This is a genomic window from Paenibacillus sp. CR_12, assembly GCF_041953985.1.
Classification (GTDB): Bacteria; Bacillota; Bacilli; order Paenibacillales; family Paenibacillaceae; genus Paenibacillus_AQ; species Paenibacillus_AQ lautus_A.
The window spans coordinates 1-15,588 of the sequence record NZ_JAVFHO010000014.1 but is presented as its reverse complement, the minus strand read 5'-3'; the positions used below and the strand labels follow the sequence as shown (position 1 = coordinate 15,588).

Sequence of the window (15,588 nt, the reverse complement as noted above, 5' to 3'; positions counted from 1 at the left end):
AGGGGGTGAACATGCGTTAATTGCTGCTGAAAAACCGCGTCCCCTTCGCTGCCGGATCGTTCTTGCGATCGCTGTTAAAACCAGGGAACTGGAATCGAAATCAAAGTGGTTTCCCGGTTTTAAAGGCGACCGCTGTCGCTTCTTCAGAACGATTCCGTCCTCTCCGCTGGGTTGATACATGAGGGAACTGTTTTCGTAATATGCCATTCATCCATATAACCTCTAAGCATCCATGTAGCTGCCCCATACAAAGCCTTCATCATCCGTTAACATTTAAATCAAAAACCCCGCCGGATTTGACTCCAGCGGGGTGATGTTATTTATCTTATTCCGTTTCGGCCGATGCCGCCGTTACACCTTCACTCTTGTTCACAACCAGTTCGCCGTTCGCTTCATCGATGACAAGCGAGTCGCCCTTGGCCACATTGCCTTTCAGCAGCTCCTCGGAAAGGCGATCCTCGATGTGCTTCTGGATAGCCCGGCGCAGCGGACGGGCACCGAAGGCCGGATCGTATCCTTCCTTCGCTATGAAGGCCTTCGCCTTGTCCGTGAGTTCGAAATGCACCTCGAATTCTTTCAGGCGTTTACGCAGCTCGTCGGACATCAGCGTCACGATTTCGGCAATGTGTTTCTCTTCCAGAGAGTGGAACACGATGATCTCGTCGATCCGGTTCAAGAACTCCGGACGGAAGCTCTTCTTGAGCTCATCCATCACTTTGCCTTTCATGTTGTTATAATCGCGGCCTGCATCCGTCACGGCGGTAAATCCAAGCGTGGAGTTCTTCTTGATCGCTTCCGCTCCGACGTTGGAAGTCAGGATGATCAGGGTATTCCGGAAATCCACCACGCGGCCCTTCGAATCGGTCAGGCGTCCGTCTTCCAGCACTTGAAGCAGGATATTGAATACTTCAGGGTGCGCCTTCTCGATTTCATCGAGGAGGACAACGGAATACGGCTTGCGGCGCACTTTCTCGGTCAGCTGACCGCCTTCCTCGTAGCCGACATATCCCGGAGGCGCTCCGACGAGACGCGACGTGGAATGCTTCTCCATGTACTCGGACATGTCGATTCGCACGACCGCATTCTCATCTCCGAACATGGCCTCGGCAAGAGCTCGTGCCAGCTCGGTTTTACCTACCCCGGTAGGACCCAGGAAGATGAAGGAGCCCATTGGGCGCTTCGGATCCTTCAGTCCTGCGCGTGCCCGGCGAACCGCACGGCTTACGGCTTTGACGGCTTCCTCTTGGCCGATTACGCGGCTGTGAAGGATTTCTTCCAGATTCAGAAGACGCTCGGTCTCTTCTTCCTTCAGTTTATTGACGGGAATACCGGTCCAGTTGGCGACAACGTCGGCGATGTCCTCCGGCGTTACCTCGGAATCGGTACGTCCTTGTTTTTCTTTCCATTGGTTCTTCGTGACTTCGAGCTCCTCGCGAAGCTTCTGCTCCGTATCGCGCAGCGCTGCCGCTTTCTCGAATTCCTGGCTTTGGACGGCTGCGTCTTTCTCCTTGCGGATGTCCTCCAGATGCGCTTCCTGATCTTTCAGATTTGGCGGTATGGTATACGTATGAAGACGAACTTTCGAACCGGCCTCGTCAATCAGGTCAATCGCTTTATCCGGCAGGAAACGGTCCGTAATGTAGCGGTCGGACAACTTCACGGCCTGTTCAATCGCTTCGTCGGTAATTTTCACGCGGTGATGCGCTTCGTAACGGTCACGCAGACCGTACAGGATCTGAATGGCTTCCTCCGGCGACGGTTGATCCACCGTGATCGGCTGGAAGCGGCGCTCAAGTGCAGCGTCTTTTTCAATGTATTTGCGGTATTCGTCCAGCGTGGTAGCCCCGATGCACTGAAGCTCTCCGCGCGCCAATGAAGGCTTAAGGATGTTGGAAGCGTCGATGGCTCCTTCTGCTCCGCCTGCGCCGATCAAGGTATGCAGCTCATCGATGAACAGAATGATGTTGCCGGCTTGACGAATCTCATCCATGATTTTTTTCAGGCGGTCCTCAAACTCCCCGCGGTATTTCGTACCTGCTACGACTGAGCCCATATCCAGCGTCATCACGCGTTTGTCGCGCAGCGTCTCCGGAATTTCATTGTTAATGATGCGCTGTGCCAAGCCTTCCGCGATCGCCGTCTTACCTACTCCCGGTTCACCGATCAGTACCGGGTTGTTCTTGGTCCGGCGGCTAAGCACCTGAATCACGCGCTCGATTTCTTTGCTGCGGCCAATGACCGGATCCAGATTGCCTTCCTTGGCAATGGCGGTCAGATCCCGAGCGAGACTGTCCAATGTAGGCGTGCTCACGTTCTGCGGCGTGCCATGATGGCTAGACACCGCTTCGCTGCTGCCCAGCAGCTGCAGCACCTGTTGACGGGCTTTGTTCAGGCTGATGCCCAGGTTGTTCAGCACGCGTGCCGCAACCCCTTCGCCCTCGCGAATCAACCCCAGCAGAATATGCTCGGTTCCCACATACGTATGGCCAAGCTTACGGGCTTCGTCCATGGAGAGCTCAATCACTTTTTTCGCTCTAGGCGTGTAAGCAATGTTGGTTGGCTGCTCCTGTCCGCGTCCGATTAATGTCTCCACTTCGTCCTGGATTTTCTCAAGACCAAGTCCAAGTCCGATCAGCGCTTTGGCTGCAATGCCGTCTCCCTCACGAATAAGTCCAAGCAGGATATGTTCTGTGCCGATATTGTTGTGACCCAGGCGTACCGCTTCTTCCTGAGCCAATGCAAGCACCTTTTGTGCGCGTTCCGTAAATCTGCCAAACATCATAGTATTGCACCTCCACGTTTCAATTAATATATTGAACCTCGCGGATTTCGGTGTATCGCCGGCTAAGACGTTTATACCGTCATCCAACTGTAAACCGAGAAATAATAACTAACGACTTCTTAACGGTTGCCCAATGTCTCGCGAATGAGCTTAGCCCTGTACATATCGCGTTCGGAAGGATTCATGCCCTCTCCATAGGTCTTCTGGAGAAATCCCGGCTGCGTCTTCACGTTCAGCTCGTTCATGACCGGAATTTCCGGCCCTTCCAGCAGGCCGAGATCCACGCCTAGCCGAACATCGGACAAGCGCTGAGCCGCTTCCTTGGAATCCATGACCGCTGCATAGGACAGGATGCCGTATGAACGCATGACCCGGTCCGTGATACGGAGCTTGGATTCACTGAGGAGCCGCGCCCTGGCATTCTTCTCGTGCTCGATGATCTGCAGGGCCACGCTGTGAAGATTCTCGATGATCTCCGACTCGGTTTGCCCGAGCGTAATCTGATTCGAGATTTGAAACAGGTTGCCTAAAGCTTCGCTGCCCTCGCCGTAAATTCCTCTAACGGTCAAGCCTACCTGCGATACGGCCGAGAGAATCCGATTGATCTGCTGCGTCATGACGAGCGCGGGCAGATGCATCATGACCGAAGCGCGAAGGCCGGTGCCGACATTGGTCGGACAGCTCGTTAGGTAACCCCTTTTGTCATCAAAAGCATAATCGATCTCGGATTCGAAAATATCATCCAGCGCCGTCGCGCGGCTCCATGCCTCCCGAACCTGAAATCCGGGATACAGACACTGTATGCGCAGGTGATCCTCTTCATTGATCATAATGCTGACGGATTCATCTTCGGTAAGGATGACGGCACCGTTCCGGGATTCATTAGCCAGATTGGGACTGATCAGATGCTTCTCGACGAGAACCTTCTTATCCAGCTCATCAATCTCACTTAATTTAATTACATGCAAATGCCCGAAATCCTGCAAATCCTCCTTATCCTTTAACACATGGGTCAGGCGCTCTAGCACTTCTCCCGACTGCTGATCCGTTGCGAGCAGCGGGAAAGGAAGATGCTGCAGGTTGCGCGCCACCCTCACGCGGGTGCTGATGACAATGTCGGAATCCTGACCGTTCCCGCGCATCCACTCGCTCAGCGCCGAATCGGTAAACCGGAGATTAGACATCACGCATTCCTCCTACTAAAGTGCAAAATGTAACGATCTTATCCCTGAGCAATGTTACGCTCCAGCTCGCGGATTTGGTCCCGGATCTCGGCAGCCGCTTCAAATTCCTCCTGCAGGATCCTCATTTGAAGCTCCTTTTTAAGCTCATCGATCCGGCGTTTGATCTGAATCCGGCCGCCGGTACGCTTCGGCACTTTGCCCACATGGGAAGTTCCCCCATGGACTCGCTTGAACAACGGATCCAATCGATCCGAGAAATATTTATAACACGCGCTGCAGCCGAACCGGCCAAGCTTGCTGAACTGGGAATACGTCATGCCGCATTCCTCGCATTGCAGCGTCTGGGCCGTTTTCGCACCGGGGGTCTGGCCCTTGCCTGAAGGATCCAGATCCAGCAGGCCTGACAGCAAACTGTGTATAGAAAAACCATTCGACGTACCGGGGATCAATTCCCCTTTTTCGCGGGCACAAGTTTCACAAAAGTGAAACTCCGTTTTCTCCCCGTTCACAATTTTGGTGAAATGAAGTGTCGCCGGCCGTTTACCGCATTCTTGGCATAACATACTCCGATGCCTCCTTACACAGACTCACTTACCTAATAAAGAAATCAGCATCGCCTTCATAATCCTTGCGCGCAGCTCATCCCGATAAGGAAGCTTCACATTCAGGCATTCCCTTGAAACGGCGGCCCGCATCAGGCTGGCCTCCCGCTTCGTCAAAAACCGGGATTCCTCCAGCTGGTAGATCAAGCCTTCCGCTACCGTCTGGTCAATCATGCTGCCGATGGTATGATGAAGGTGCTGCTGGAGTGCAGTATGCTGGGGAAGCTCGATACGCTGAATGCGTATGTATCCGCCCCCGCCGCGCTTGCTCTCGACAAGAAAGCCCTTCTCCAGCGTGAACCGAGTGCTGATCACGTAATTGATCTGGGAAGGAACGCAAGAAAATTGCTCCGCCAAATCGTTCCTTTGAATTTCGACGGTTCCTTCCGGACTTTCCTGCAAAATGCTCTTCAGGTATTGTTCGATAATATCAGAGATATTACGCATGGTCTGTTCATCCTCCACTGTTTGAAACGTTAAGACGGATAGTGATCTTACACGTCCGCACAGAGCCTTGCTTATACGTTGATTAACCATAATCAAAATCAGCGAACCCTCTCGTTGACTTTGACTTTCTTTGACTTTGATCTCATTATAGCACATTTTTTCATTTTGCCAAGAGGGTACTTCTCAAATGTTCGCGCTATGCCTGTATTCTTATTGTACCCACTTCTTCGATCGCTTATAGCCCTTTTCCGAAGAACAATTCAACCGAAGGAATAAAAAAAGAAGCAGCCAACGTTCCGGATTAAAACCGGTCTCTTGGCCACTTCTTCCTGTCGTTTTCTGTATCTTAAGCATCATAACTGATCAAATAATGCTGTAACTCCGTATTGTAATACCCGATGCTGTATTCAATGATGCTGCCCGTCTGGTCGTAGGAGGATCTCAACCGCTTCAGTAACGGGGTCCCGGCGCTTACGCCCAACAGTGAGGCAATCTCCTCATTAGCCACGGTCGCCAGGAAACGGTCCCGGAAATTCTCCAGCGTGATTTGGCTCTCCTCGATACGTTCATACAAGGACGGCAGTTCGCTTGAATCGAACTCCTCCCCCATGTCCACCAGGGACGATACGTAATGGGTGTAGTAGATAAACGGGCTCCCGTCCAGCAAATACAGCCGCTCGATCAGCAGGCACCGCTCACCGAATTTCAGGAACAATTCGCTATCCGGTTCATTGTGCACCCATTCCGTCTTCAGATGGCGCTTCCGGATCTGGTGGCCCTCTTCAACCAAAATCTCGGTAAACAGCTTCCCCTTGGACAGCTTGGAAAAGGACGTGTTCCGGGTTACGATCGTTCCCACACCGCTCCGCTTCTCTACATACCCTTCCTGGTACAATTCCTGGATCGCATTGCGAACCGTCATTTTGCTGACGTTAAATTCCTGTTCCAGCTGCGGCTCGGAAGGAATATGGGAACCAAGTGGATATACCCCATGCAGAATCCGATCTTTAATGATCTTCTTGATTTGCAAGTATAATGGACCGTTCTTCCGCGTGATCGACATGCTTCCTCCTACCTTTCCACGTCAGACATATGATGACTCATCGCCTGAAGCACTTCGCGTTCGTTTGCCGTCGGCGTATCTCCCGTTACGGTATGGGCAAGCATCGCCGCCGCTGCGGCAAACTCAACCGTCCGGCCCGGCTCATATCCCTCCGAGATCCCATGAATCACACCGCTGGCATAGGCATCGCCCGCCCCGATGCGGTCATGGACGGAGAACGTCAACGTTTGGGAAAAATGAAACGCTCCATCCGTGTAAAGATAGCCTTGCAGGGAATGGGTATTGTCCCCGTTGATCTTGCGGTGGGTACCCGACGCAACCGTAATATTATACTTCGCCGCCACCTTCGGAATCAACTCCTGCAGCTGTTCGTGCCGATCCTCCCGAGTTGTTTCCATGCCAAGGATATGGATGGCATCCTTCTCGTTCATGAAGACGATATCCGCCAAAGACAGCATTTCCTCGTAGTGCGGCTTGGCAAAATCGTAGCGGTCAGCGCCCCATAAGGAAGGACGGTAGTTGCAGTCGAACACAACCGTTCCGCCGCTTTGCTTGACCTTGCGAGCCAAGACCTTCATCTGACCCCGCACGGTGTCGTTCATGGAAAGGGTGATGCCGCAAAAATGGATCACGTCGATCTTTTCGGCAATCGCATCGAAATCGTACATGGCATCCTCCGCCGTATTAAAGCTGCTGCCCAGGCGATCCGTATAGGTCACACGACCGGGTCTAACGCCAAACCCATTCTCCAGGAAGTACATGCCGACATATTTGCCCCCGCGGCTAATGAGCGAAGTGCCGATCCCAAGCTTGCGCAGATATGAGATCGCCGCTTCGCCAAGCGGGTTGTCGGGAAGCGTGCTGACGAGGTACCCCGCATGTCCGAACCTTGCCACGGCCGACGCGATGTTGACACCCGTCCCGGAAAAGGAATAGTTCAGGTGGCTCTCTTGTGCCAAGGAAGCATACCCTGGTACTTGAAGACGCATCATCACTTCGCCAAATGCAGCGATCGTCTTAGGCATATTGATCAACCAGCGCTTTTAACTTAAGGTGCAGCTCTTGCACGTCGCTAATGATCGTATCCCCGCTGGCCGAGTCGATGATCGAGGAGTATACGTGAGGGATGACCTGCTGTACTCCTGCCTCGAACGCGATGCGGACGATGGCTTCAAAATTCTCTTTATCGATTCCGCCCGTCGGCTCTAACGCGAATCCTTCCTCCGCGCATGCCTTCGCTACCGCACGATACTCCTCTTCCAGCTTCAAGCCCTGCATCGGGAAATACTTCAGTGCGTTGCCGCCCATATCGCGTACAAGCGCGATTGCCGATTTTACGGGGACGACGGCTTTGTCCGATCCGGCAGCGCTCACCGGTCCGGTAGATATGTTCACGTAGCCCACTTGTCCCGAAGGGGACACGAGGCTGTTAATCCAGCTTTCTTCGCCGCCCAGGTTGGCACGGGTTGCACCGACCGCCGGAAACACCTGATTGATATGCGTGCCCGGGTAGCTCTTCACGATCTCCGCGACCACCGCCGCTTGACGGTTATCGCCGGCGCCCAAGCCGATGGATACCGCATCCTCGATGACGGCCCCGTACTCCTTCATCGCGATGACGGCTTCCTGCGCATTCGGGTAATTTTTCGACAATACGCCGACCAGCACATGCCCTTCCGAAGCTTCGAATATTTCCTTCGCATTCTGAATGCTGCCTGCAAGAACGTTTAATGCCGCGCGGTTTCTGTAAAGACGTTTCTCCATGTTTGCCATCTTAGTTTCCCCCTGCAATCTGCTGTATTCTCGTTATAATGACTTGCAAATCATCGCCGGAAAGCGAGCGAGGATCGATATCAAAATACCCCTGGCGTACGCCGTAATCCCGGGTATACACCGCAATGTCGCCTTCGCGCAGCTGATCGTTCATGAATTTGGCGCTTACCCCGGCCGCCTCCTCATTGACCTTCACGCGTCCCCGGAAGATCGCTCTTCCCGCTTCGTCCTGCACGATCGTAACCTCAATGCCCGGCAATTTCGATAAGGACTTCATTTCCTCCAGTGCCGCCTTCTCCAACTCGCTCTTATCTTCCTTCACCATATACTCATCCAGCGCCTGAAGCAATCCAAACGTCGTTTCCTTGCCGACCTTCATGCTCCGCCCAATGCCATGCAGCTGCGCCTTCACCCACTCCACGTATTGGCGCTTGCCTCCTACTATACCGGAGGTCGGACCTTCGATTGCCTTAGAACCGCTGTAAATAGCCAGATCTCCGTACTTCACATACTTCTGGATATCCTCCTCGGCAGCGGCATCCACGATCAGCGGTATTCCATGTGCCTGGGCCACTTCTGCCGCTTCTTCCACCGAAATCATGTTTTTCTGCACGCAGTGATGGGACTTCACGTATAAAATGGCAGCGGTCCGTTCATTTATCGCCTCTGCGATATGCTCCTTACGCCCTTCGTTGGCGTACCCTACCTCTACGACCTTGCCGCCTCCGAGATAAACCATCGTTTCGACGGGAGCTCCATACTGCACATTATGCCCCTTAAACAGAATGATCTCGTTCTTCGCAATCGGCTCCTGATGCAGTCGGTCACTGCGCCTGCGATTGCCCTCTGTGACGATTCCAGCCACGGATAGAGCGATGCCGCTGGAAGCCGAATTGACGACAACAGCCGCTTCGGAGCCGAGAATGCGCGCCATGTAATCGCCTGCTTTATCTACCAGATCCGCGATTTCCACGTAACTCTGTCCACCGATCCGCATGGCTTCCATGACGGTATCCGTCGGTGCCGACACGCCAAGAATGCTCATGCGCCCGCTGGCGTTCACCACGCGTTTCAACCCGTATTTAGCATGTAATGAATGATCCATTGACTACCACTCCTTTGGCTTCGATATATCGGTCAGCGATTCGGGTCTCCCCTTCGGAATCGGTCAAACTCATCGGTCCCTGCCGCACCGCGAACAGGGTAAGGTGGGCAGCGTCGCCGACTTGAATTCGGCCCAGCTCCGGACGGCCCAGCCATGCGGCTGCATGGTCCGTTACCGCAGCGACCACTTCCTGCAAGCCGTATCCTAAATACAGAAACTTACTCATGACATTGGCCAGGCTGTACACCGGACCATGGATGCGATTGCCGCGATAAATATCGGTGCTGATCGTATCCGGCTTAATCCCTTGGGCTTTTGCATACTCCGCCACCAGGAACGAGAAGCTCGCCGTACCATGGCCGACATCCAGATGAACGCCGCGGGCAATCGCTTCGGTCAGGGCAGGAATCGGCTTTCCGCCCGAATCGAATAAATTGTTGGCTTTCCCGTTCAAATAATGAGTGATAATGTCGTCCTTCTGAAGCAGCTCCAGCACTTCCTCAATCGGAGGAGGCCCTGATCCGATATGAACCATCAGCGGCAGGGCCGTTTTCCCGGACAGTTTCCTTGCGAGTCGAAGCGGCTCTACGCCATTGTCCTTCACTACGCTTTTGCTGATTCTTGCCTTGAGCCCGATGATCAGGTCAGGATACGTCAATACCGCTTTTGCGGCCTTCTCGGGATCGATCCATTCCAAACTGGAAAGCTCGTCGATCCGCTGAAGTCCAATATGGGAAATATTCAAAAAAGCAAACACGTTTGTCTTGGCCCTGGCAACCTCGGCTGCCAATTCTCCAATCGTATCCGCGCCGCAGCTTCCTGCATCGATAATGGTGGCGACGCCTTGCTGAACGCCGATCTCGTCGATGGCATCGCCGTAGGGCTCCAGCTTGGCGACCGCATGGACGTGCATATCGATCCAACCGCTGGACACATATAATCCCGTACCGTCAAAACCGTCACCCGATGCCGTATTCGCATCCGTTATTTCGGTAATGAACCCGTTCTCCATGACAATGTCAAAAGGCTTCTCATCATGCACCGTCTGTAAGTTGCGCAAAACAAAACGCTGTTCCAAAATCTTCATCGTTTCACCCCTTCAGCCTTGCCGGACCAGCCTTAAATCCTCTTGAGTACCTGCCGATTTGCATTGCTTTATCTTAATACCATGGTTATAGCATAGCACAGAACATCCTGAACGTGAATATAACGTTATAATGTTTAAATCATATTTCGAATTTTATCCGCTATCTCTTGCCTATAAATTGGAGTCCATGGATTGATAGCGGCATACTGCTAAGGTTCTAGTTCTGTGTTCCTAGCGGATTTCCTTCTCGCTTCATACCAAAGAAACTGCCTTGGATAGGCAGTTTCTTTGGTCCGTTTATAGTATTAAATCCTCATATTCTTTAAGTTAAACCTCAACCTTCCGATCAACGAGATACACCGTGGCATATAGGATCAAGGCCGCCACAATGACCTCAAAAGCAAATGCGCCCCATGCTAACGTATACTGCGCGGCAGATACGGTGAAATCAGCCTCATTCTCGAAGGAAATGGTCGCCATCGGGCCAACCCATGCTGCCTCTTCTCCGAAGAACAGCTGGCTGATCCAGGACAGGACATTATGCAATACAAAGAACACCAGAATGCCGATCCATACGCTGCCTTTCTTCGTGATGCTGTTGGCCACGGCAATGGCAAAAAATATCGTAATCATCAGGAAGATGAATTTCCATGCCGTCAACAGGGCGAGACCTACATAATACATAACAGGATAATCGGAAAAACGGATCATTTCCCATGGGATGCCGGCAACGTTCCAGTAGTACCACAAATGCAGTGCCATCAGTAGGCACAGCGCCAGTAAACTCGCGCACGCCAGAATAAGGGAGGAAACCACGCTCCAGACAAAACGGACGGGGAGCAGACGCCGGTGATATGCCTTGATGTTATAGCCGAAGTTCTTGCCAGTGACCACAAGGAGCAAAACACTCACAGAGCCATAAGCCAGCATGCTTAAACCGAAACTCAATCCTAGCTCCCAATCTCTTATCGAACCTGTCACCGTAATCGCGATCTGCACGATAAGAAGAATCGCAAAAGCGCCGAGCAGCGTGGTCGAGTTTCTCTTCCAGTCGTATTTCAGCAGTCTCATCATTCCGCATACACCTCTTTAAACATCTCATCTATGCTTTTTCCGTGTTTTAGGCGGATGTTCTCCACTTCATCATGCATGGCAACCTCGCCGTTGCGAATGAAGATCACTTCATCAAATATCCGTTCGATGTCCCGGACAAGATGAGTCGAAACTATGATGCTGCTGTCCTCGTTGTAGAATTCAACGATGGCATCCAAAATTTTTCCACGGGCTACGGGATCCACCCCGCCGATGGGTTCATCCAGCATATACAGCTTCGCTTCGCGGGACAAGGCGAGCGTTAACTGCAGGCGCTCATTCATCCCTTTGGACAGGGAGCTGATGCGATCATTGGTCTTTAAATTCATGAAGTCCAGCATTCTGTTTGCCTTCTCTACATTAAAATCCTCATAAAAATCCTTAAAGTACGCCACCGCATCCGAGACCTTCATCCAGGATTCTGTCATCGGCCGGTCCGGCATGAAGGACACGCTGGCTTTGGTCTCCAGCCCCAAGGGTTTGCCGTTCACGTAAATGGCACCTGCCGTAGGCTGGATCAAACCGGCCGCAATCTTCATCAGCGTGCTCTTGCCGCTGCCGTTGGTACCCAGCAAGCCGATGATTTTGCCTCCGCTGATATCCAGATTGACATCATGCAGCGCTCTGCGTTTACCGGCATACGTTTTGGTCACGCTTCGTACCTGTAACAGATTTTCCACCATGGTCTCACCTCCGCTTTTTGGATCATGGCTGCTTCACAGCATCTTCCACGATCGTAATGATATCCTGATCTTTAAAGCCGAGCTCCTGCATGCCGCGTATAAACCGTTCCAGCAGATCGCCGGCCATTTCTTTTTTGATTTCCATGATTTTCGATTCCTCGCTTGTTACGTATCGGCCCAATCCCCGCCGCGTCTCCACAATACCCTCACGCTCCAATTCCTGAAAAGTTCGCTGCACCGTGTTTGGATTTATTTGAAGCTCACTCGCTAATTCTCGAACCGATGGGATTTTATCACCGGGCAAAAGTTTGCCGATGATGATTTCTTTCTTCAGATACGTCATGATCTGTAAATAGATCGGCAGATTATTGTCAAATTCGATACTCACTGTCGGGTTGCTCCTTTCCGCCGCTCTACCTCGAACTCAGGCTCCTTATGCGACATCCCGTTTTTTAAACGTAACAAAGCCTGCCGCAAGAAACAAGAGGAGATATACAGCGAGCACAATAATTGAGAACGTTAAGCTCATGCCTGGTACCGGGGAGCTTGCGCCACCGCTGTACAGGGAAAGATCCACATTCAGGAACAGCAGGTATTTAGACCAGGAGTAACGCGCAAGCAGCTGTACCACCATGCTTTCCATAATGACCATGAACATGCCGATACCGATTGCAGGACCGGTGGATCTCGTTAGAATGCCTACCATAAAGGTTAGCGTTACATAAACGATCGTATACACCAGGTTGTTCACTGCTCCAATGAGCACATCGCCAAGCGTAACGGAGCCGACATCCATGCCGAACGTAATTTGGCCGGTCAGCACGGCTACAGCAAACATGAAGGCCACCAGTGTTAAGATGTAAATCAATACGGCCACATATTTCGATGCCAAAATTTTGGAGCGGCTCTGTGCGCGTATAAGCAGTAATTTGATCGTTCCCATGCTGTGTTCCTTCGCTACGGTTCCTGCCGTCACAACAATGGCAAGCAGGGTCAGCACTTGCCCCATTCCCTTGGTGGTTACAGCGATCTGGGCAAATTCATAGCCGGTGCTGCCGCCATTGGAAAATTTAAAGAGCAAGAACGCCGTGAAGATCACCATTCCAGCCAAAAGCGCATATGGCAAGAAGAAGCTGCGTTTCTTAAACATTTTGAGCCATTCGTTCCAGACGAGATTTCCAAAGCTACGCAATGCGGTTGCCTCCTGTCCATTTCAAGAATTCTTCTTCAAGCGACGACTTCATCTCTTCCACCCGGTAAATCCGTACGCGTGCATCGCACAGTGACTGGATCAGCGTGGGTATATCCTCTTCGTGAAGTTGAAGGGTAATCATCCCCTCCTCCACTGAGGAGTTGATCAGAATGATGTCTTTGAGATGTTGAACCGTTTGTTCCGCCATGGCTGTATCATTTACGCGGAGACTTACCGTCGTTAACTCTTCATTCGCGACCGTCCCCCCGATCGAGCGCTCAGTGACGAACTTGCCTTCCTGGATGACAACCACGCGGCTGCACATCAGCTCCATCTCCGACAGCAGATGGCTGGATACGAGAATGGCAATCCCCTCATCTCTGGCGATTTGTTTCAAATAATCCCGCATCTCGCGAATACCGGCAGGATCCAGGCCGTTCGTCGGCTCATCGAGAATAAGGATGGACGGATTGTGGAGCAGAGCCTGCGCGATTCCTAATCGTTGGCGCATACCAAGGGAATAAGCACGAACCTTCTTGTGTATGGCGTCCTGCAGCCCGACAAGCTTGACAACCTCCATGATTCTTGTGATCGTCACTCCCTCGGACATTCGCTGATACTGTCTCAAGTTGTCATAACCGCTCATGTACGGATAAAATTCCGGATTTTCGATGATGCCCCCGATATGACGAACGGCTTGAACGAAGTCCTTCTTGATGCTGTGTCCCTTTACCAGTACATCGCCTTGGCTCATATCGATCAACCCAACAATCATTCGAATGGTTGTTGTTTTGCCCGCGCCGTTCGGTCCAAGCAAACCAACGATTTCACCTCGATGAATGTCAAAGGATAGCTTGTCGACGATGTTCTTCTTTCCAATCGTCTTGGTGACCTGTTCAACGGTCAGAACGACTGGACCTTGCTTGGCATTCTTCCTCTCCGTAGAAACTGAAGCATGTAATTCGTTCTTTAAATCCGTTGCAGCATTCTCTATATTTGTTGCCATTTCACTTGAATCGTTTCCGCTCATCTATTTGTTCCACTCCTTTTTGTATCGGTGTTATAGTTAAATAGTACACTAGTGTCTTGGTTGTGTAAAGCCCTTTTTCGTTTAAAATTCGTATTGACTTTCAGAGGTTGGAAAATTATACTTAACTCATTCATATAACCAAAAGGTTATATTTTGGAGAGATGGGGGATTCCAACCATGAGTGATATGTACCGCGCCATTTCCGATCCCATCCGAAGGAAAATCCTAAATATGGTCGCTCATCAAGAGCTCCCTCAGCTGGAGATCGTGAAGGCATTTCATATCTCACAGCCCGCCGTAAAAAAGCATCTTGCTATCTTGCTGGAAGAGGAGCTATTACTAGAGCGAAGGGAAGGCAAGTATTGCTACTACCGATTGAACACCCCGACTTTTCAGCGGGGGTATGCGGAGCTTCAACAAGAGCTTGGCTCTATTCTGGAGAATAAGTTAAGCAGACTTAAACAATATCTTGAGGAGGACTCATAAGAATGGACTCTATTTTTAACCATGTTAAGCGGGAGATTGTCATCCGTACAACACCCGATCGTGTATGGAAAGCCTTGACCGATCCGCAAGAACGCAATCGATGGGAGACTCGCCATTGTGAGATCGATCTGAAGGTCGGCGGTCAAGTCTCTCTTGATTACGGCTGGGGTGTATCCTATAATGGCACGATTGAGGAGCTTACGCCTTACTGCAAACTCACGCTCAAGGGAGAAGACCAGGAGCTTACCATTTGGACCATTGAACCACATACAGAAGGCACCTTGGTCCGCATCGAGTATACAGGATTATGGTCCAATGAGCGGGAGTATATGATGATGGATAACATGGCCTTTGGTACATACCGATTCATGCGGAATATGGAGAGCGTGCTGGAGACTGGCCAAGATATCCGATCTACTTTCTGGTCCAGCTGGATCGGCATGAATCATTATACATACCGTCGTGACGGCATAGAGGGCGTCAAAGTCGTTGAGGTGTTTGCCCACACGCCAGCAGACGGTGTCTTAGAGGAAGGCGATATCATTACGAGTGCGGCTGGCCAGGTCATTCGCAGTTATGATGAGCTGGAAGATCATGTCACATCGATGAAGCCTGGCGAGCAGGTTGTCATCGGTTTTATCCGACATGGCAAACCTAGCAGCGTTACACTTACGGTGCTTCCTTATGGACAGAGGAACGTGGTTGAAGCATAGAACATGAAGTTCAATCAGTAAGATGTATGCATGGGCGGCAGCTATCCAAGAACGGATCGCCACCGTCCGCAGAGAGAACACAGAGTGTGCATGATGTATATGAAGATACAAGATGTTTGCTGGCAAGCGAGGGCAATTTCATCATGATACTTTTGTTAGTTCCAAATGAAATCAAAATGACGATCCCTGCAGGATCGCCTTTTTGATTTTTTAATCTGTTGTTTAAAGAAAAAAGCAACTCCCTGTCAAGTACAGCTTCATTGTCGGTACCCGTCTTAGTAACCATCTCAGTCCGCTTTCTTGGAGTTTTACCCATCGCGTATCAAGGGGCAACATCCCCAAATTATCT

16 protein-coding genes are annotated in these 15,588 nt (G+C 51.4%); 2 read left to right on the top strand and 14 right to left on the bottom strand.

Annotated features, from left to right (window positions below; all coding sequences use genetic code 11):
- Positions 1 to 325 precede the first annotated feature (325 nt).
- From clpC to RB297_RS30005, 14 genes are all read right to left on the bottom strand, one after another.
- A complete protein-coding gene (gene clpC, locus RB297_RS30070; protein ID WP_096777181.1) occupies positions 326 to 2,782 on the bottom strand; it encodes an ATP-dependent protease ATP-binding subunit ClpC in 2,457 nt (818 codons plus the stop codon).
- A 119-nt stretch (positions 2,783 to 2,901) separates the two neighbouring features.
- Positions 2,902 to 3,966, bottom strand: coding sequence for a protein-arginine kinase McsB (mcsB, locus tag RB297_RS30065; RefSeq protein ID WP_009594672.1), 1,065 nt, complete (start codon positions 3,964 to 3,966; stop codon positions 2,902 to 2,904).
- Between the two features lie 38 nt (positions 3,967 to 4,004).
- On the bottom strand, positions 4,005 to 4,529 hold the full coding sequence (gene mcsA / locus RB297_RS30060; protein ID WP_375122059.1) for a protein-arginine kinase activator protein McsA: 525 nt from the start codon (positions 4,527 to 4,529) through the stop codon (positions 4,005 to 4,007).
- 24 nt (positions 4,530 to 4,553) lie between these two features.
- The gene (locus tag RB297_RS30055; RefSeq protein ID WP_009594675.1) at positions 4,554 to 5,015 is read right to left on the bottom strand and encodes a CtsR family transcriptional regulator; all 462 of its coding nucleotides are present in this window, start codon (positions 5,013 to 5,015) and stop codon (positions 4,554 to 4,556) included.
- 346 nt (positions 5,016 to 5,361) lie between these two features.
- Positions 5,362 to 6,078, bottom strand: a complete 717-nt coding sequence (locus RB297_RS30050; protein WP_015737639.1) for a GntR family transcriptional regulator — start codon at positions 6,076 to 6,078, stop codon at positions 5,362 to 5,364.
- An 8-nt stretch (positions 6,079 to 6,086) separates the two neighbouring features.
- Complete coding sequence (locus RB297_RS30045) at positions 6,087 to 7,103, bottom strand: sugar kinase (RefSeq protein WP_375122058.1); 1,017 nt, start codon at positions 7,101 to 7,103, stop codon at positions 6,087 to 6,089.
- Positions 7,096 to 7,851, bottom strand: a complete 756-nt coding sequence (gene dagF / locus RB297_RS30040) for a 2-dehydro-3-deoxy-phosphogluconate aldolase (RefSeq protein WP_096777183.1) — start codon at positions 7,849 to 7,851, stop codon at positions 7,096 to 7,098. Before dagF ends, RB297_RS30045 begins: the two co-directional genes overlap by 8 nt.
- Before the next feature lies 1 nt (position 7,852).
- Positions 7,853 to 8,956, bottom strand: coding sequence for a DgaE family pyridoxal phosphate-dependent ammonia lyase (locus RB297_RS30035; protein ID WP_375122057.1), 1,104 nt, complete (start codon positions 8,954 to 8,956; stop codon positions 7,853 to 7,855).
- Positions 8,934 to 10,034 carry an amidohydrolase/deacetylase family metallohydrolase gene (locus RB297_RS30030; protein ID WP_375122065.1) on the bottom strand — a complete coding sequence of 367 codons (1,101 nt, stop codon included), beginning with the start codon at positions 10,032 to 10,034 and terminating at the stop codon, positions 8,934 to 8,936. The genes RB297_RS30035 and RB297_RS30030 overlap by 23 nt, the downstream gene beginning before the upstream one ends.
- A 336-nt stretch (positions 10,035 to 10,370) precedes the next feature.
- Positions 10,371 to 11,117, bottom strand: coding sequence for a hypothetical protein (locus RB297_RS30025; RefSeq protein WP_096777186.1), 747 nt, complete (start codon positions 11,115 to 11,117; stop codon positions 10,371 to 10,373).
- Entirely contained in the window at positions 11,114 to 11,818 is a 705-nt protein-coding gene (locus RB297_RS30020) for an ABC transporter ATP-binding protein (protein WP_375122056.1), read from the bottom strand. Before RB297_RS30020 ends, RB297_RS30025 begins: the two co-directional genes overlap by 4 nt.
- 22 nt (positions 11,819 to 11,840) lie before the next feature.
- Positions 11,841 to 12,206 (bottom strand): GntR family transcriptional regulator, encoded by a 366-nt coding sequence (locus RB297_RS30015; protein WP_009594678.1) that lies wholly within the window; start codon positions 12,204 to 12,206, stop codon positions 11,841 to 11,843.
- Between the two features lie 45 nt (positions 12,207 to 12,251).
- Positions 12,252 to 13,010, bottom strand: a complete 759-nt coding sequence (locus RB297_RS30010) for an ABC transporter permease (RefSeq protein ID WP_375122055.1) — start codon at positions 13,008 to 13,010, stop codon at positions 12,252 to 12,254.
- Positions 13,003 to 14,040: an ABC transporter ATP-binding protein gene (locus RB297_RS30005; protein WP_375122054.1), complete on the bottom strand. Its 1,038-nt coding sequence runs from the start codon at positions 14,038 to 14,040 to the stop codon at positions 13,003 to 13,005. The genes RB297_RS30010 and RB297_RS30005 overlap by 8 nt, the downstream gene beginning before the upstream one ends.
- Before the next feature lie 177 nt (positions 14,041 to 14,217).
- Here RB297_RS30005 and RB297_RS30000 point away from each other — a divergent pair, with 177 nt between their 5' ends.
- Positions 14,218 to 14,526 carry a metalloregulator ArsR/SmtB family transcription factor gene (locus RB297_RS30000; RefSeq protein WP_145041103.1) on the top strand — a complete coding sequence of 103 codons (309 nt, stop codon included), beginning with the start codon at positions 14,218 to 14,220 and terminating at the stop codon, positions 14,524 to 14,526.
- Positions 14,527 to 14,528: 2 nt separating this feature from the next.
- Positions 14,529 to 15,239: an SRPBCC family protein gene (locus RB297_RS29995; protein WP_096777191.1), complete on the top strand. Its 711-nt coding sequence runs from the start codon at positions 14,529 to 14,531 to the stop codon at positions 15,237 to 15,239.
- Positions 15,240 to 15,588 lie beyond the last annotated feature (349 nt).